Here is an 18043-nt window from a genome sequence, read left to right as displayed (position 1 = left end):
TACTTAAATCCGCCGCTTCAGCGTTAAGATCACGTACGCTTTTTGCTTGTCTTCGTGCCGTATGAAATCGATCATGAAGCTACGGCCTTCCTTTGAAGCAAACAGGTCGTCGATTTCCTGCATGCTCATCGTTTTTACGGCTTTGAAATTGATCGCTAAAATTTCATCGCCGCTCTCCAAACCGGCCTCAGCAGCGGCCGACCCCGGCTCTACCCTCGAGATTACTATGTGATCATACTTATCGCCCAGCGCCAGCAGTTCCATACCTGTCATATCGTGCTCAAACGGTGTTTTAAAGGTACTGAACGGTTTCAGGTAAATATATCCACGGGCATAATCAAAAACCAGGTTAAAGCGTTTCAGAATACCGTATCCAATATTCCCGTTACGGCTAATGGAATTAATTTTTGCCGTAACATCATTATAATCCGGGAACGATGATATGACCTGATTCAACTCATATTTACCGATCCTGATACGAGCAATGCGGCCCAGGTAACCGTTTATCGGCCCGGCCAGTCCCACGCCGAGGTTAGCTGCAATTTTGGTTTCCGGTGGTTCTATCGGCACACCCGAAATAGTTTCCAGTGATAATGGATGTCCGGCGCCGGTATCTACAATTAAATGTGCCGGTATTGTTTTTTGATCATCCAGCGTGACCGAAGCCTGAATATAAGGTTTATGTTCTTCAATGCTCAGGGGTATCCTGACACCTTTTTTAGGGATGAACATGCTTTCCGGTCTGTAAAGAGTTAATACATTGGTGGCATAATTAATACGTACGGTAAAGCTATTGAATAATTCAAAACCGATTAAGCCATGAACAGGCATCCCGGTGTATGACGACAGGTTAAATGTATCTTCTTTAAAAATGGCCGCCGATACATTTCCCAAAATTGCATTACCGATGTTAATGTCGATAGAAGGTGCTATGTAAGCCGAAATATCATGGCCTTCGCCGAAACCATTAATAATAATCTGACGGATATTTTTAACGTGCAAAGAGTCTTTTAAGGTTGGGTCGGTAATGATGAACAGGCCCACACCGCTGTCAACTATAAAGTTGAACGGCCCTTTATCATTCAGCATCAGCGGAATAACGATAAGGTTTTTAACAACCTTAAATGGTATGGACAAGCGCTTGCGGTGCAATAAATGGAGCGACTGTGCCTTTAGCGAAAACGGAAACACCAGCACTAACAGCAATAGCGCTGTACATCCCCTTTTAAGCTTAGCTCTCCATACACCCGACATGTTTTAAAATATAAACATGAAGTTAGGCAATAGGACAATGCTATTCAAATCTATTGGGCAGACAACTAAGGTTTTAAATTGCTCGGCAGACAATCAAATTGTTTTTTAAAGGCAACGGTAAAGTGCTGCGGGTTTTTGTATCCGCTCAGGTAAGCTATTTCGGCGATGGATTTTTCGCCCTGCATAATCAGTTCCCGGGCTTTTTGCATGCGTACCTCGGTAATGTATCCAAATACTGTTTTGCCAAATAGCTGCCGGAAGCCTTTTTTTAGCTTAAAATTGTTTATTCCGCCTATTTCCGATAACTGGGCCAGGGAATACGGCTTATAAGGATTATCGGCAATGAGCTCTTTGAGATAATGAAATTTCTCTACATCGCTTTTCTGCAAAGCGCTTTTAGCCTGTTCGCCATAAGTGTCCGATTGCTCTATTTGCATCAGCAGCAATTCAACAACCTTGCTTTCGATGTAAACCTTACGGAACAACCCGGTATAGGTGCATTGCCTGATCTGCGATATCACCAGGAACATTTCGGGAGTTATCGGCATACAACTGTTAGCAGCAAACACCGGCTGATTTTTCTCAATGCCTGCACCAAAATGTTTCAGAATATCCAGGTTATTGTTAAACAACCGTTTCAGAAAACTGACAGCTAATATGATCTCCAGCGTATTACGATCCTGGAAACGCGGATAAGTCAGTTGGCCCTTAACCTCCGGAAAGAAAAATAGCTGATGCCGGCCGGCGTCAATGGTCAGATCAAAGCTGCCGTGCTTAGAACGGACAAAATCAGAGTGACCGTGCATTTCAAATTGCATTTTCAGGAACGGGAAATCGTGCTCGGTTTCCAGTATAAAATCGCGGGTTTGACTTTGCCTGCGCTGCGAAATATAAATCCCATCAAGCAATATATGCTGCACATTACTTTTTATACCGTTATAATCCCATGCCTCCGTTCGCTCTATCAGTCCATGAGGCATATCCCTGGCTTCCGGGTAATCGTATATCCGCACTAATTCCCTGATATCGTTGCTCCGTAATATACTTCTCATTATCCTTTTTGCGTCATTAATAATCCCTTTTGCGTTACCTCAAATGCAGCAGCCGGCTTTAAATTTGCCGCAATTTAAAATAAGTCTAAATAAATATATAATAAAATGATAAAAAAGATACACAGATCAGGAAAACTTGCTTGCTTACAGCTTATTACGATGCTGCTATTAAGCAACAGTTCGTTTGCACAACGGGCTAAAGGAATTATAACCGGTACAGTTGTTACAGCAGATAACCAACCCCTGGCATTTGCTACCGTAATGCTTAAAGATACCCGTTACGGCACCATGGCCAAAGAAGATGGCCGGTTTAAATTTGATGCGCCCGCCGGTAATTACACGTTGATCATAACTTATGCGGGTTATATCACCACGCAGCAAAGCATTACGGTTACATCCGGGCAGGAAAATAACGTTAGGCAGATCACGGTAAAATCGGCAGCTAACCAGCTACGCGAAGTGGTAGTGGCCGACATCCAGAAAAATAAATTTGCCAAGAAACCTACAACCACACCGGCAAAAATTCCGCTGGCCGATTTAGAAAATCCGCAGGTGTACAGCATGGTAACCAAAGAAATCATGCAGGAACAATTGGCCGTAGATTTTAATACGGCAGTTGCCAGTGTGCCCGGTGTTGTGGCCTCGAACGGTGTTAACGATAGCGGCAACGATTTTACGCTTCGCGGTTTCAGAAGCAATGCCACATTCAGGAACGGGTTGGTGGTAGACCCGCGTACACAAACCGAAATTGTAAATATTGAACGGGTTGAGGTGCTTAAAGGGCCGTCAGCAACCTTGTATGGCGGTGTAATGGCTACTTATGGCGGTGTGATAAACACGATTACCAAACGTCCGTTTGAGAGTTTTCGCGGCGAAGTTTCGTATACCACAGGTAGCTGGGGCTTGAATCGCTTTACAGCGGATATTAATACCCCGCTCAACAAAGACAGAACCGCATTGATACGCATCAACACTGCTGCCCATACAGCCAATTCATTCCAGGATGCAGGTTTTGTACGCAGCCTGGCATTTGCGGCCAGCATGTCGTTCAAAACCAGCGAGCGCACTACCGTACGCTTTGATGCCGATGTGTATGCGCCCTATAAAAACCTGAATGCTTACGTGAGAAGCTCGGATAAGCTAACCGTAACATCCATGAAAGACCTGAACCTGATCCATAACCGATCATTCTCCAGCAATGATATCGGGACTAAACGGTCGTCGGTATACGCTATGGCAGAAATAGAGCACAAAATTTCAGATCAGTGGATTTCAAAAACTTCTTACCAGCATGGTGAGTCGGGCGAAAACCAATCCGTATTCCTGGTATTATCTTACGTAGACGATACTCATATCTCACGCGGCATACGGCCATTTGACGTGTACCAGCTTACTACCGATAACCTGCAGCAAAATTTCATTGGCGATTTCAAGATCGGTAATGTACGCAACAGGTTAGTTGCCGGACTGGATTATTACGGCCACGTAACCAACTACCAGTACGGAACTTTCCAGACAGGAACTAACCCGGTAACCGGAAACCCGGTTTATAGTGTATTTGCTCCGTACGATAACGTAGTGCTTGACGACAAAACACCCTGGAACCCCATCTCACGGAACCAGGTGGATAAGCTGACCAGGGCATTCACTACCGGCATCCGGAACACGTATTTTACTTTAAGCGCTTACGCCTCTGATGCGGTAAACATTACCGATTACCTGGTTGCTGTTGCCAGCTTACGTGTAGACCGCTATGAAAACAAAAAGACACTCACCAACGGCGTAGCCGGAACAGATAATTATACACAGGTACAATATTCGCCTAAATTCGGTTTGGTATTCCAGCCGATAAAGAATAAAGTATCGCTGTTTGGAAACTATTCTAACGGGTTTATCAACGTAGCGCCATCGGTAAATGCAGCTACAGGAACCATTTCGGTATGGGATCCGCAACAGGCCTATCAAACAGAGGGTGGTATTAAGCTGGAACTGTTTGACGGCAAGCTGAACAGTACATTGAGCTATTACGATATCAAAGTAAAGGATATGGTGCGTAGCCTCCCCGATGGTACATCTGTACAGGATGGAACTCAAAAAAGCAAGGGTTTTGAAGCCGAGCTGATCGCTAATCCCGTTACCGGGCTTAATCTTGTGCTGGGCTACGGGTACAACGATAACAAATATACCCAATACAATGCCGCTTACCAGGATAAACGGATGCCATGGACGCCTGAAAATGTATTTAATGCCTGGGCCAGCTACAAGTTCCTGGAAGGTAAGGTTAAAGGTATTGGTGTTGGAGCTGGTGTAAACTACGCCGGTAAAACATACATGGAGATCTCGAATAAGTTCGGCGTTCCGGCCTATACTATTTTTGGAGCAACAGCTTTTTACGATCAGCCTAAATACCGTATCGGGATAAAAGTAAATAACTTCACTAACGAGCAATACTGGAATTTTTACGGGCAACCTCAAAATCCCCGCGAAGTGCTCGGCTCTATATCGTACAAATTCTAACACATGAAAAACAGCTGCATCAGATTAGCTGCCTCCGGGTAGCTAATCTTTTGTATTTAAATGAGATAGGATGAAAAGTGCAAAGTCAGCAAACCAGGTTCCGCCAAAGAAAGGAACCAAATCAACATTCGGGAAAATTGTAGCCTGGATACACCTGTGGCCCAGTCTCATCTCGGCGATCATACTTATTGTAGTTTGCCTTACGGGAACCATTGTAGTGTATTGTGATGAAATTATTGACGCGGCCAATAAGGATGCGCTGTATGTGCCCGAGGTAAAAAAAGAACGCCTGCCTATGACCGAAATTCTGGCACGGTTTAAAGAAGCTTATCCCAAACGCCGCAATCCCGGTTACATGATCGTGTATAAAGATCCCGCCCGCTCCCTTAAATTCAATTCCTTTGATAAAGAAAAAGGATTACGGTTTGTTTACATGGATCCGTACACCGGGAAGATATTGAAAGACGATGGCACCATTTACTTTTTTTACATAACTGCGCATATTCATGCATCTTTATTATGGCATGGAACCGGCGAATGGATCATTGATATTGCCTCTGTTATTTTCCTGATAGAGTTAATAACCGGCCTTATATTGTGGTGGCCGGCCAAATGGACCAAAACCACCCGTGAGCAAAGCTTTAAAATAAAGTGGAATGCACGGTTTAAACGCCTGAATTATGATTTGCATAATGTACTCGGATTTTATGCATTATCCATTTGCCTGGTGCTAACCGTTACCGGCTTGATCATTGCGTTTAAGCCGCTGGCTAAATTAACCGTTGGCACTTTTGGCGGCGCTACTTCGCATGCCTGGGAGAAAGAGCTGCCGGCCTTCAAAGGGGACAAGCAACCTGCCGAATTAAATGATATTATCCAGGCGTACTTTAAAAAACTGCCCTGGGCAGAAGCGGCCCAAGTAGCCACCTTTAAAATGGATTCGTCCGGATATTACAGCATGGCTTTTGCCAAACGCGTTGGCCTGAAGAGCCGCGATGGAAACTACCCGGCATTTTTCGATAAATACACCGGCAATGAAATCAATCTGCCACATAAAGCGGTACTTCACGAAAACATAGAAAACACTTACTGGGCGCTTCACATGGGAACCTGGATGGGATGGCTGGGAAAACTGGTAACCTTTACCGGCGGATTGATTGCAACCAGCTTACCGATAACCGGGTTTTGCATCTGGTGGGGACGACGAAAGAAGAAGAAAAAACCCGCAGTGCACAAACAAGCCAGGCAATTGGTCGGCAAAATGACTTAAATAGTTATTGGCTCACATGAATACGTTTAAATTTTAATATGGCAGAGGGGCTTTTCGGAAGGCCTCTGTAAAGGATCTTATTCATAAAATTTGAACATGCTCTAAGCACCTGTTAAAAACTTATCGTATTCATCTCCTGGCAAAGGATGAGCAGCTCTCGTCCCAGGGGAGAGGAACGCCACATTGTGTTTTATTTTGTCACTTTCGTTTTTATTATTTTACTTTGTTATGTTATGTTTTGAATTTAGAAATAACTTGAAAGAAACATAGCTTTTCCGGTAACCAGTTGTAACCATATTTATAAACTTAAATTCAAATTAATGAAAAATGCAGCTATTATTCTGGCTTTAATATTCGCCTGTTTAGGGCTGAATGCCCAGACTAAACCCAATATCGTGTTGATCCTGGCTGATGATATGGGATTCTCAGACATTGGATGTTATGGCGGCGAGATCCATACACCGAATATTGATAAGCTGGCAGAGAACGGAGTGAGATTAAAACAGTTTTATAATACCGGTCGCTGTTGTCCAACAAGGGCCTCCTTACTAACGGGCCAGTATCCACATAATACAGGTATGGGTTACATGACCGGCTACGATCAACACGAATATGGCTATCGCGGAGATCTGAATAAAAACTGCCTGACCATTGCAGAGGTGCTTAAACCGGCAGGATACACTACTTATGCGAGCGGAAAATGGCATGTATGTGCTAACATCCGCCCCAAAGGCGATAAAAGCAACTGGCCTTTGCAACGCGGCTTTGACGGATATTTTGGTATTTTACAAGGCTCAGCCAGTTATTTTACGCCCAAAACCCTGACTACCGGAAATAAGCTGATCACCGCCAAACCAGGGTTTTATTTAACAGATGCCATAGCCGATTCGGCCGCAGCTTTTATTAACAAACAGGCGTCTGCTAAAAAACCGTTCTTTTTATATGTAGCCTACACTGCACCGCACTGGCCTTTACATGCTAAAGAAAAAGACATTCAGAAGTATATGAAACTGTATGAGCAGGGATGGGACAAATTGCGTGAAGAGCGTTATAAGCGCCAGCTGCAATTAGGGATCATTGACAAAAATGTGCTGCTAAGTCCTAAAGATACCGTGCCGGCGTGGAAAGATATACCACAGCAGGAAAAAAAGATGTGGGTAAAACGTATGGCTATATACGCGGCCCAGGTTGATTGCATGGACCAGGGAGTTGGACGCATTACAGAAGCATTGAGAAAAAACGGCTTATCAGAAAATACCATAGTAGTATTTATGGCAGATAATGGCGCTTGTGCAGAATATCTTAGCCGTTCTAAACCAACGCTTGAAACCATTGGTACAGATGAAAGTTATGAAAGCTACCGGGGCTATTGGGCAAATTTGAGTAATACGCCGTTCAGGCTATACAAAACCCGTGTCCATGAAGGCGGTATACATACACCCTTTATTGTGAGCTGGCCGGGGCACACAGCTCCAAAAGGAACCCTGTTAAATAACCAGCCTGCTCATGTTATTGATATTATGCCTACGTTCATGGCTATTGCAGGAGCATCGTACCCTAAAACATACCAGGATAATGACATAAACCCGTTGAACGGCGAAAACATAGCGCCGGTATTTTTAGGTAAAGCTTTGCCTGACCGTACATTATATTGGGAGCACGAGGGGAATAAAGCTATACGGGACGGTAGCTGGAAGCTGGTTTCCAAAAGCTCAGATAAGATACCTTATGCAGGAGCATGGGAGCTGTATAATCTGAACACAGATAAAACCGAGGTACAGAATCTGGCTTCAAAATATCCTCAAAAAGTAAAAGAGCTTGAAGATAAATGGAACAAGTGGGCAGAAGCAAACCATGTATTGCCCATTAATGGTACAGATATGAAGCAGCGTGGTAAAATGTTCCCACGCGAACATTGATCCGGGAAAACAACTTGTTTTTATGTTATAACAGGGTGTTTCCCTTGCTAAAGGCAACTATAAGGAAACACCCTATTCAGTTTGTTTTAATGATGCCGGCCGTGGCTGTGATGGCTGCTATGCCCGTGACTGTTTCCACCACGGTATGCACTATAGCTTTTATAGCTGCGTGATGGCTGCGAATAATAGTAGTTAGTGTGGTAAACGGTAGCCTGATGCGGCTGATACCGGCTGCGGTAATAGTCATGTCGCAAATAGGGTTTAGGGCCATATACAGCTACGTGCCTTACCGAATATACATTGCAGCTACGGTAAGCACCGGGCAGGTAAGCCGCAGAGATCCACCGGCCGTTGCTATGGTAATAATATCGCCGGGCAGGTACATAATAATAAGCGCCTATATCCGGCATATAATAATAGGAAACCTGGGCAACCGGCGGAGCCACATAAACGGGCGGAGCTCCCAGGTTAATGTTAACATTTACGCCAACTTGCGCATCGGCTTTTTTAAACAAAGCTGCCGATGTCACTACTGCTATCAAAAGAACCAACTTTTTCATAACACATCTATTTAAATCCTAATCTGTAAGCTCAACACAAGCTTAATTTGTATAATACAAAATACGTTCCACCGGGCTTTTTAGTGTGTGCTTAACAGGAGGATAACAACCTAAAAATAGGTTAATTGATTATTAATCAATTATTTATACATATTGTAACTTTTTAGGTATATTAAGTTTACGGCAGGTAATTAGCTATTTAGTATCCTTTTTTAACTGCGGATTTTGCGGGGGTAATACATCCACGTCAACCTTACGTTCAATCTGTTCAATATGAATAGCATAATCGGCGGGCTCAATTCTGCTGCCCGACTGCTCGGCATAAACCTGGGTAAATTCCGCACCAAAATATAAAATAGCCGAGGTATAATAGATCCAGAGCAGGATAATAATGATGGAGCCGGCAGCGCCGTACACTGAAGTAGTACCTGATGATTCGATATACAGGCCTATGCCGTAACGCCCGATCATGAACAGAATAGCGGTAAAGAAAGCTCCTGTACGTACATCCTTCCATGAAATTTTAACATCGGGCAAAAACTTAAAGATAATGCCGAATAAAAAGGAAATGACCAGGAAGGTAACCAGTATGTTCAGTCCGTTAACAACCAGTATGGTGATATCGGGGAAGTAGTATTGTAATTTGGTTTGCAGCGCTACAATAATGCCATTAATAATTAGCGATACCATGAGCAGAAATCCCAAACTGATGATCAGCGAAAACGATAAAAACCGGTTTTTAAGCATCTTTACCCAACCTCTTTTTGGCTTGGCTTTTACCCGCCAAATAATGTTGATAGAATCCTGTATTTCGAGGAAAATACCGGTAGCGCCAACCACCAGGGTTACAATGCCGGCAATGAGTGCAATATTGGTTTTGCCGGATAGTTGCAGGTTTTTGATGATATCCTGTATCTGTGCAGCGGCCGTATCGCCAACAAAGGCCTTTAGCTGTGAAAACACCTGCCCTTCGATGGCATCTTTTCCATAAAAAAAGCTGGTTAGCGATATGATCAGGATAAGCATAGGCGCTAACGAAAACACGGTATAGTAGGCCAGCGAAGCGCTTAGCTTTAATCCTCTGTCGTTAGTAAACCCGTTAAAGCTGGCTAATAGTAAAGCCCAGATCTTTTTCAGGAAGCGTTTAATTTTGATGTTCATATTGTTAAGTCAAAATTAAAAAGTCAAAACAGGTAACCGGTTTAAAATCATTAATATAAAAATATATTAACAAGACCGGTTATAATTGACCTTACATGGTGATATCAAGTGCCTTAACAAATTTACATACACATCGTTTTAAAACGTTAATATTAGCGGTTTGAAACAATGAGCAGATCCAGGTCTTTCGGCGGAAGATTGAACCGTGCTGCAAGGTCTTTATTGGTGAGATGTCCCTGGAAAAGATAAATGGCATTGCGTACGCCCGGTTTTTCCCAGATAACATTCATAATGCCGCCCATATCGCCAATATCAAGCAAGATGGGTGTGAAAATATTGGTTAACGCGTATGTGGCTGTACGCGATACCCGCGATGCAATATTAGGCACGCAATAGTGGATAACATCGTATTTTCTGAAAACCGGGTGCGTATGGTTGGTAACCCGCGAAGTTTCAAAGCACCCGCCCTGGTCTATACTAACGTCGATCAATACCGAATTGGGTTTCATGCGGCTAACGGTTTCTTCGGTAATGATGCACGGACTGCGACCATTGGTTGCACGTATGGCGCCAATGGCAACATCGCAGGTGGTAATGGCTTTTTCCAACACAATGGGCTGTATCACCGATGTAAAGATCCGGGTTCCGATATTGGTTTGTAATCGCCGGAGGCGATAGATCGAGCTGTCAAACACCTTTACTTCTGCGCCAAGCGATATAGCGGTACGGGCAGCAAATTCGCCTACCGTACCGGCTCCTAATATGACAATTTCTGTTGGCGGAACGCCGGTAATGCCGCCCAGCATAAGCCCTTTGCCTTCAAAAACATTGCTCAGGTATTCTGCGGCGATCAGGATGGAGGTAGCGCCCACAATTTCACTCATAGCCCGCACAACGCTCAGTATGCCACCCTCGTCAAGCAGGTACTCAAAGGCCAGCGCCGTGATCTTCTTTTTCATCATCGCCTCCAGGTTTTCGGGTTTTAATGATGACATCTGAAGCGTTGAAAACAGCACCTGACCGGTTTTCATCATATTGATCTCGGCCATGGTTGGAGGGCCGATCTTTATGATGATGTCTGCTGCGAAGATCTCCTTTTTATCATAAATGATTCGTGCTCCCTGCTCGCTATAATCTTTATCACTAAAGTTTGCGCCCATACCAGCCCCCGATTCAATATATACCTGGTGTCCGTTGTTTACCAGGGCCGCTACGGATAATGGGGTAAGCGCAATACGATTTTCCTGGAATGAAGTTTCTTTGGGAATGCCTATAAACAGAGAGTTCTTCTTTACCTTGGTTTCAAGCATTGCTTCCTGCGGCTGCAATTGCATAAGCGCTTGTTTGGCAATGGCTGATAGTTCACTTATCATGTTCTCCGGTTAGTAAAAACGAGTGTTTGAAGATACGAAATTGTTTCAGCAATTGCATCGGCTGATAAATTTGCTTTTTTACTTTTTAATTTTGACTTTTAACTTCAATAATCCGTGTATCGCCGCTAAGGCCGATGGTTATGTTTAACGTATTTTGCGGCAAGAGGTTGGATATTTTTTCAGGCCACTCTATAAAACAGTAATTACCTGAATACAGGTAATCTTCATAACCCAGATCCAGCGCTTCTGATTCTGCTTTTAACCGGTAAAAATCAAAATGATAAACGGGGCCCTGCGGCGAGGCGTATTCGTTAACAATAGAAAATGTAGGGCTTGAAACGGTATCGGTTATACCTAATTGCCTGCAAATAGCTTTGATGAGTGTGGTTTTACCGGCGCCCATATCGCCATAAAACAGCCATACTTTATGCTTGCCTGCTACATCAAGCAATTGCTGTGCGGCCTTTTCAAGCTCATTGATAGCTATAAGTTGTATTTTCACCTGTTTATTTTGAACCACAAAATTAAGTGATTGTAAGGCTGGGCACAAAGACACAACGTGATTATTTTATCTTTTGCCACAAAGGTTACTCATCTTTTTTCTCGATGCCGCTCGAATTCTACATAGTACATAGATTGCTTCGTCATTCTTCCTCGCAATAACGAAGCAATCTTAATTTTATCATTTGGGTGTATAGGTTACATAAGGTACGATCATTTCTTCCAGCGAGATCCCGCCATGCTGAAATGTTTCATTGAAGTAATTAACAAACTGGTTGTAATTGTTCGGGTAAACAAAATAGGTATCTTCTTTAGCGAAGATAAATCCCGAACTTACGTGCAGGCGTGGCAGCAGCGCATCGTGCGGATTTTTGATGTGAAATACGTCTTTAGCAATAAAGTTCAGATTTTTACCTTGTTTGTAGCGGAGGTTGGTATTGGTATTACGATCGCCGATAACCTTGCTGGCATGCTTAACGCGTATGGTTCCGTGATCGGTAGTAATAATTACTTTTACATTTTTCTGCGAAAGCTTTTTCAGGGCATCCAGTAATGGCGAATGTTCAAACCATGACAGCGTGAGTGAACGGTAAGCCGCCTCATCGTTAGCCAGTTCGCGTATCATAGCCATATCGGTGCGGGCATGCGACAGCATATCCACAAAATTATAAACAATAACATTCAGATCATTCCCTAACAGGTTATTGATATTCTCGTTGACTTCCTTACCCTGTTCGTATGTTAACACTTTGGTGTATGAATATTTGCAATCCCTGCGCAGGCTTCGCTGTATCTGATCGCCCATAAACTGCTCTTCGTACAGGTTTTTTCCGCCCTCGTCCTCATCATTCTGCCACATAGACGGAAAACGCTTTTCCATATCCAGCGGCATCAGGCCGGAGAAAATGGCATTGCGGGCATACTGCGTGGCGGTAGGCAAAATGCTGTAATAACAATCCTCTTCTTCCAGGCGGAAATAATCGGTAATAATAGAATTGATCATTTTCCATTGGTCGTACCGCAGATTGTCTATCAGGATAAAAAAAGTGGGTTTATTATTCTCTAATGCCGGGAACAGCTTCTTTTTAAATAATTGATTGGAAGTAACGGGGCCCGAATCGGGATTTTTAAGCCAGTTGAGATAATTTTTTTCTACAAACTTGCAGAACTGCATATTGGCTTCGGCCTTTTGAAGGGTAAGCACTTCATGCATGCCTTCGTCTTCCAGTTTTTCGAGTGAAAGTTCCCAGTAAACCAGTTTTTTATAAACGTCTACCCACTCGTTAAAATCCAGGTTATCGTTTAGTATCATACCCAGGTTCCTGAAATCCTGCTGATAGGCCATTGTAGTTTTTTCGCTTACCAGGCGCTTGTTTTGCGTCAATTTTTTTATGGTAAGCAAAATTTGTTTCGGGTTTACCGGTTTGATCAGGTAATCGTCTATTTTAGAACCAATGGCATCTTCCATCAGGTATTCTTCTTCGTTTTTGGTGATCAAAACAATAGGAATATCCGGGTTGCTGTTCTTGATCTCCGTCAGGGTTTCCAGCCCGGTTAAGCCCGGCATATTTTCATCCAGAAACACCAGGTCAAAATAGTTGCTTTTAAATAATTCAAGAGCATCGTTACCATTGGTTGCTGTTGTTATATCGTAGCCTTTTTCATTTAAAAAAAGAATATGAGGCTTTAACAAGTCAATCTCATCATCGGCCCATAGTATTTTAGAATTCTGCATATTGCGTTAAATATTTGAATTGTTGTTATGCTGTAACAAAGAAATAAGTTTTTTGTCTCATTAAAATTAACAATTTTTGCATCCGGGAATCCATTACTTTGAACAAGAAAAAAATCATTAACGATCCGGTATACGGGTTTATCAATGTTCCGTCAGAGCTGGTATTTGATTTAATACAGCATCCTTATTTTCAGCGGCTTCGCTATATCAAACAGCTGGGCATGACCCATCTGGTTTATCCCGGTGCGCTTCATACCCGTTTTCATCATGCCCTTGGCGCTATGCATTTGATGTGCCTGGCTATAGAAACGTTACGCAGCAAAGGTCACAATATAACACCCGAAGAGGAAAACGCAGCTATTATAGCCATATTATTACATGATATCGGCCATGGGCCGTTCTCGCATGCGCTGGAACACACTATTGTAGGTGGTGTATCGCACGAGCATATTTCAGCCCTGCTGATGCAAAATCTCAATAACGAGTTTGGAGGCAGGTTAAGTATGGCAATAGATGTGTTTAATAATCGTTATGAAAAGAAGTTCCTGCATCAGTTGGTTTCGGGGCAGTTGGATTTGGATCGCATGGATTATTTAAACAGGGATAGCTTTTTTACCGGGGTTGCCGAGGGTGTTATCAGCTTTGACCGCATCATAAAAATGCTGGATGTGGTTGATGATCAGCTTGTTGTTGAAGAAAAAGGCATTTACTCTATAGAAAAATTCCTGATTGCCCGCCGCTTGATGTACTGGCAGGTTTACCTGCATAAAACCGTGATTGCCGGAGAATGGCTGCTGGTTAAGATCTTAGAGCGTGCTAAAAACCTGGCTATTGCCGGCACAAAGCTATTTGCCACACCAAACCTGGCGCATTTTTTATATAATACTGTTAATTGTACCAATTTTAACGATGATCCCGAGCACTTGCAGCGGTTTTCGAAGCTTGATGATCACGATATTTATACCTCTGTAAAAGTTTGGGTTAATGAGCCTGATTTCATTTTATCAACGTTATGCAAAAATTTAACAGAACGTAATTTATATCATGTAGAAATCAGTAATTTAAGTCCCGATAAGGCAGAAGTAGAAAAATTAGCGGCTTACGCCATAGCAAAATACGGTATTTCTGAAAAAGAGGCTTCGTATTTTGTGTTTACCGATACCATTAAAAATAATGCTTACCGTGTTGACGATGGAAACATCAATATTTTAATGAAAGATGGCAGCATACAGGATATTACCACGGCTTCTGATAACTCTAACCTGGAAACCCTGGTAAAAACGGTTCAAAAGTATATTTTATGTTATGATAAAAGCCTCAAACCGAATGATTAGGATAATTAATTTGTTAACAACCTGTTAAACATTTGTTCATTAAGTAATAACCTATAAATTTGCCGCATGCAATTTACTGCTCATCAAATTGGAATTTTATTGCACGGAACGGTTGAAGGAAATCCGGATGTGACAGTAAATCAGCTGGCTAAAATTGAAGAAGCCACACAAGGTTCATTATCCTTTCTGGCTAACCCTAAATACGAGCCTTACGTTTATAACACCCAGGCTTCTATTGTTATTGTAAACCAGGATTTTGTACCAGCACAACCTATTGCCGCAACATTAATACGCGTAGCCGATCCATACAGCAGCTTTTCGGTACTGCTTGAAAAATACAATACCATTAAGCTGGATAAAAAGGGGATAGAAGAGCCTTCGTTCATCCACCCCACGGCAAAAATCGGCGACAATGTTTATATCGGCGCCTTTGCTTATATCGGCGCCGGTGTTGTTGTTGGCAATAACAGCAAAATATATCCGCATTGCTATTTAGGCGATAATGTGAAGTTCGGTAAAGACGGCACCGCGTTTGCCGGCGTAAAGATCTACTCGGATTGCGAGATCCGCGACCGCGTAATTATCCATGCCGGTTGTGTTATTGGCAGCGATGGTTTCGGCTTTGCCCCGCAGGCCGACGGAAGCTATACTAAAATCAGCCAGATCGGTAACGTAATTATAGAAGATGATGTAGAAATTGGCTCAAATACCTGTATCGATAGGGCAACTATCGGGTCTACCATTATCCGCAAAGGCGTAAAAATGGATAACCTGATACAAATTGCGCATAATGTAGAGATCGGCTCCAATACGGTTATCGCATCGCAAACCGGCGTTTCGGGCAGCACTAAGGTTGGCGAAAACGCAGTTATTGGCGGTCAGGTAGGCATTGTTGGTCACATTACTATCAGCAAAGGCTCGCAAATACAGGCACAATCGGGTGTAAACCGTTCGCTTGAAGAAGAAGGGAAAAAATGGGCAGGCTCTCCTGCCACAAGCTATAATAACCACATGCGTGCACAGGTTGTATTGCAGCGCCTGCCGGAGCTTGAGCGCAAAATTGAAGAACTGGAATCCTTAATAAGGCAATTGAATGAGAAGTGAACCGCTGTTGCGTTCAAAACATAATAACCTGAAACCATAAGTATCACTGATTACTGCTGTGAAAATCTAATATATGGAAATAAAACAACGAACCATTAAATCAGAAGTTTCTGTATCGGGTGTGGGTTTACATACCGGTAAGGCCGTAACTATGACCTTTAAACCGGCACCCGAAAACCACGGGTATAAGTTCAAAAGGGTAGATATTGAAGGCCAGCCCGTTATAGATGCCGATGTGGATAATGTTACCGATACATCGCGGGGAACCACCATCTCGCAAAACGGCGCCAGCGTAAGTACCATAGAACATGTGCTTGCGGCGTTGGTGGGCTTAGAAGTAGACAATGTGCTGATAGAGGTAAACGGCCCCGAAACACCAATTATGGATGGCAGTGCCCTGCAGTTTATCAACGCACTTGAAGAAGTGGGTTACAAAGAACAGGAGGCCAACCGCGAATACTACAGCATTCCGTATAATATTCATTATTCCGAGCCCGACCGTAAGGTAGAAATGGTAGCCATGCCGCTTGACGATGATTACCGTTTTACCTGCATGATAGACTACAATTCGCCGATACTGGGTAGCCAGCATGCCGCCATATCATCACTGTCGGAATTTAAAAAAGAGATCGGCTCAAGCCGTACGTTCTGTTTCCTGCATGAGCTTGAAATGCTGCTGAAACATAACCTGATTAAGGGCGGCGACTTAAACAACGCTATTGTGGTGGTTGATAAAGAAGTAAGCAAAGATGAACTGAAACATCTGGCCACTTTATTTCACCGCGAAGATATCGACGTAGCCCGCGAAGGCATTCTGAATAATATTGAGCTGCGCCATCAGAATGAGCCTGCCCGGCACAAGCTGCTGGATATGATCGGCGACCTGGCCCTGGTTGGCGTTCCCTTACGGGGACATATCATGGCTGCCCGTCCCGGACATGCCGCCAATGTAGCCTTTGCCAAACGTATCAAGGCTCAGATTAAAAAAGAGCGCAGCAAGAAATACGTAAAAATATACGATCCGAACGCTAAACCGGTGTACGATACCGTGCAGATCATGAACATTCTGCCACACCGCTCGCCATTTTTGCTGGTGGATAAGATCCTGGAGCTTACCAAAAGTCACGTAGTGGGATTGAAGAATGTTACCATGGACGAAAATTTCTTTGTGGGACATTTCCCGGATGCACCTGTATTTCCGGGTGTGCTGCAAATTGAATCTATGGCACAAACCGGTGGGATACTGGTATTAAATACCGTTCCCGATCCTGAAAACTACCTTACTTTATTCCTTAAGATAGAAAATGCCCGGTTTAAAGATAAGGTGCTTCCCGGCGATACGCTTATTTTCCGCTGCGACCTGATGGCGCCCATACGCCGTGGTATTGCCCAGATGAAAGGCATAGGCATGGTAGGCGAACGTGTGGTGGTAGAAGCAGAGTTAATGGCACAAATTGTAAAAGTAAAGGGTAACGACGCATGATTCAACCGTTAGCATATATACATCCGCAGGCAAAAATTGCCGATAATGTGGTTATTGAACCTTTCGTGACCATCCACAAGGATGTGGTTATTGGCGAGGGAACCTGGATTGGCCCTAACGTTACCATTATGGATGGGGCCCGCATCGGTAAAAACTGCCGTATTTTTCCAGGGGCTGTAATCTCCGGTATTCCGCAGGATCTAAAATTTGCAGGCGAAGAAACTACCGTTGAAATTGGCGATAATACCACCATCCGCGAATGCGTGACCATTAATCGCGGAACCAAAGACCGGTGGAAAACCGTAGTGGGTAAGAACTGCCTGATACAGGCATACTGCCATATTGCCCACGATTGCGAAGTTGGCGATAATTGCATTTTTTCAAACAGCACCACGCTGGCAGGGCATATCACCATTGGCGATTACGTGGTACTGGCAGGTCTGGTTGCCATCCACCAGTTTGTTAAAATAGGCTCGCATGCTTTTGTAACCGGTGGTTCGCTGGTGCGTAAAGATGTTCCGCCGTATGTTAAGGCCGCCCGCGAGCCGCTATCATACGTTGGTATCAACTCTGTTGGCTTACGCCGGAGAGGATTTTCGTCTGAGCAGATCAACGAAATACAGGATATTTACCGCACGCTCTTTGTAAAAAACCATAACATTGCTACGGCATTGGATATTATTGAGGCCGAGAAACAACCTACTGAAATACGTGATGAAATATTGGATTTTATCCGTAACTCTAACCGCGGTATCATGAAAGGTTTTTCTAACGGATGAT

14 protein-coding genes are annotated in these 18043 nt (G+C 43.5%); 7 read left to right on the top strand and 7 right to left on the bottom strand.

The genetic code is table 11. The features are described from left to right. Positions 1-3 precede the first annotated feature (3 nt). Together FW774_RS01405 and FW774_RS01400 are read right to left on the bottom strand one after the other, a co-directional pair. Positions 4-1254: a PDZ domain-containing protein gene (locus FW774_RS01405; protein WP_149346373.1), complete on the bottom strand. Its 1251-nt coding sequence runs from the start codon at positions 1252-1254 to the stop codon at positions 4-6. Between the two features lie 65 nt (positions 1255-1319). After that, positions 1320-2306: a helix-turn-helix transcriptional regulator gene (locus FW774_RS01400; RefSeq protein ID WP_149346372.1), complete on the bottom strand. Its 987-nt coding sequence runs from the start codon at positions 2304-2306 to the stop codon at positions 1320-1322. Between the two features lie 105 nt (positions 2307-2411). On the opposite strand from FW774_RS01400, the gene FW774_RS01395 reads away from it, so the two are divergent. The 3 genes from FW774_RS01395 (at position 2412) to FW774_RS01385 (ending at position 8012) form a co-directional block, all read left to right on the top strand. Continuing rightward, entirely contained in the window at positions 2412-4823 is a 2412-nt protein-coding gene (locus FW774_RS01395) for a TonB-dependent receptor (protein ID WP_149346371.1), read from the top strand. Between the two features lie 70 nt (positions 4824-4893). After that, positions 4894-6093, top strand: a complete 1200-nt coding sequence (locus FW774_RS01390) for a PepSY-associated TM helix domain-containing protein (protein ID WP_149346370.1) — start codon at positions 4894-4896, stop codon at positions 6091-6093. Positions 6094-6413: 320 nt separating this feature from the next. Next, entirely contained in the window at positions 6414-8012 is a 1599-nt protein-coding gene (locus tag FW774_RS01385; protein WP_149346369.1) for an arylsulfatase, read from the top strand. A gap of 86 nt (positions 8013-8098) precedes the next feature. Here the strand turns inward: FW774_RS01385 and FW774_RS01380 are convergent, their stop codons facing one another. The 5 genes from FW774_RS01380 to FW774_RS01360 form a co-directional block, all read right to left on the bottom strand. Further along, entirely contained in the window at positions 8099-8572 is a 474-nt protein-coding gene (locus tag FW774_RS01380) for a hypothetical protein (protein ID WP_149346368.1), read from the bottom strand. Between the two features lie 195 nt (positions 8573-8767). Further along, on the bottom strand, positions 8768-9733 hold the full coding sequence (locus tag FW774_RS01375; protein ID WP_149346367.1) for a YihY/virulence factor BrkB family protein: 966 nt from the start codon (positions 9731-9733) through the stop codon (positions 8768-8770). A 152-nt stretch (positions 9734-9885) separates the two neighbouring features. Then, positions 9886-11106 carry an alanine dehydrogenase gene (locus FW774_RS01370; protein WP_187774772.1) on the bottom strand — a complete coding sequence of 407 codons (1221 nt, stop codon included), beginning with the start codon at positions 11104-11106 and terminating at the stop codon, positions 9886-9888. Positions 11107-11191: 85 nt separating this feature from the next. Beyond that, positions 11192-11608, bottom strand: coding sequence for a tRNA (adenosine(37)-N6)-threonylcarbamoyltransferase complex ATPase subunit type 1 TsaE (gene tsaE, locus FW774_RS01365; protein ID WP_149346366.1), 417 nt, complete (start codon positions 11606-11608; stop codon positions 11192-11194). Positions 11609-11788: 180 nt separating this feature from the next. After that, entirely contained in the window at positions 11789-13342 is a 1554-nt protein-coding gene (locus tag FW774_RS01360; RefSeq protein WP_149346365.1) for a bifunctional response regulator/alkaline phosphatase family protein, read from the bottom strand. A gap of 98 nt (positions 13343-13440) precedes the next feature. Here FW774_RS01360 and FW774_RS01355 point away from each other — a divergent pair, with 98 nt between their 5' ends. From FW774_RS01355 to lpxA, 4 genes are all read left to right on the top strand, one after another. Further along, entirely contained in the window at positions 13441-14676 is a 1236-nt protein-coding gene (locus FW774_RS01355; RefSeq protein WP_149346364.1) for an HD domain-containing protein, read from the top strand. A 66-nt stretch (positions 14677-14742) separates the two neighbouring features. Beyond that, entirely contained in the window at positions 14743-15780 is a 1038-nt protein-coding gene (gene lpxD / locus FW774_RS01350; protein WP_149346363.1) for a UDP-3-O-(3-hydroxymyristoyl)glucosamine N-acyltransferase, read from the top strand. A 73-nt stretch (positions 15781-15853) separates the two neighbouring features. Further along, positions 15854-17263: a bifunctional UDP-3-O-[3-hydroxymyristoyl] N-acetylglucosamine deacetylase/3-hydroxyacyl-ACP dehydratase gene (locus tag FW774_RS01345; RefSeq protein ID WP_149346362.1), complete on the top strand. Its 1410-nt coding sequence runs from the start codon at positions 15854-15856 to the stop codon at positions 17261-17263. Continuing rightward, positions 17260-18042, top strand: coding sequence for an acyl-ACP--UDP-N-acetylglucosamine O-acyltransferase (lpxA, locus tag FW774_RS01340; RefSeq protein ID WP_149346361.1), 783 nt, complete (start codon positions 17260-17262; stop codon positions 18040-18042). The genes FW774_RS01345 and lpxA overlap by 4 nt, the downstream gene beginning before the upstream one ends. Position 18043: the final 1 nt, after the last annotated feature.

It is taken from the genome of Pedobacter sp. BS3 (genome assembly GCF_008274585.1).
Taxonomy (GTDB): Bacteria; Bacteroidota; Bacteroidia; order Sphingobacteriales; family Sphingobacteriaceae; genus Hufsiella_A.
This window is presented reverse-complemented; position numbering and strand designations above follow the sequence as displayed.

What these genes read in the sequence shown, in the direction of transcription:
- FW774_RS01405 (WP_149346373.1), bottom strand. Translation starts at nt 1,254, where the DNA reads ATGTCGGGTGTATGGAGAGCTAAGCTTAAAAGGGGATGTACAGCGCTA.
- FW774_RS01370 (WP_187774772.1), bottom strand. Translation starts at nt 11,106, where the DNA reads ATGATAAGTGAACTATCAGCCATTGCCAAACAAGCGCTTATGCAATTG.
- lpxD (WP_149346363.1), top strand. Translation starts at nt 14,743, where the DNA reads ATGCAATTTACTGCTCATCAAATTGGAATTTTATTGCACGGAACGGTT.
- FW774_RS01360 (WP_149346365.1), bottom strand. Translation starts at nt 13,342, where the DNA reads ATGCAGAATTCTAAAATACTATGGGCCGATGATGAGATTGACTTGTTA.
- FW774_RS01400 (WP_149346372.1), bottom strand. Translation starts at nt 2,306, where the DNA reads ATGAGAAGTATATTACGGAGCAACGATATCAGGGAATTAGTGCGGATA.
- FW774_RS01380 (WP_149346368.1), bottom strand. Translation starts at nt 8,572, where the DNA reads ATGAAAAAGTTGGTTCTTTTGATAGCAGTAGTGACATCGGCAGCTTTG.
- FW774_RS01390 (WP_149346370.1), top strand. Translation starts at nt 4,894, where the DNA reads ATGAAAAGTGCAAAGTCAGCAAACCAGGTTCCGCCAAAGAAAGGAACC.
- FW774_RS01345 (WP_149346362.1), top strand. Translation starts at nt 15,854, where the DNA reads ATGGAAATAAAACAACGAACCATTAAATCAGAAGTTTCTGTATCGGGT.
- FW774_RS01375 (WP_149346367.1), bottom strand. Translation starts at nt 9,733, where the DNA reads ATGAACATCAAAATTAAACGCTTCCTGAAAAAGATCTGGGCTTTACTA.
- FW774_RS01395 (WP_149346371.1), top strand. Translation starts at nt 2,412, where the DNA reads ATGATAAAAAAGATACACAGATCAGGAAAACTTGCTTGCTTACAGCTT.
- lpxA (WP_149346361.1), top strand. Translation starts at nt 17,260, where the DNA reads ATGATTCAACCGTTAGCATATATACATCCGCAGGCAAAAATTGCCGAT.
- FW774_RS01385 (WP_149346369.1), top strand. Translation starts at nt 6,414, where the DNA reads ATGAAAAATGCAGCTATTATTCTGGCTTTAATATTCGCCTGTTTAGGG.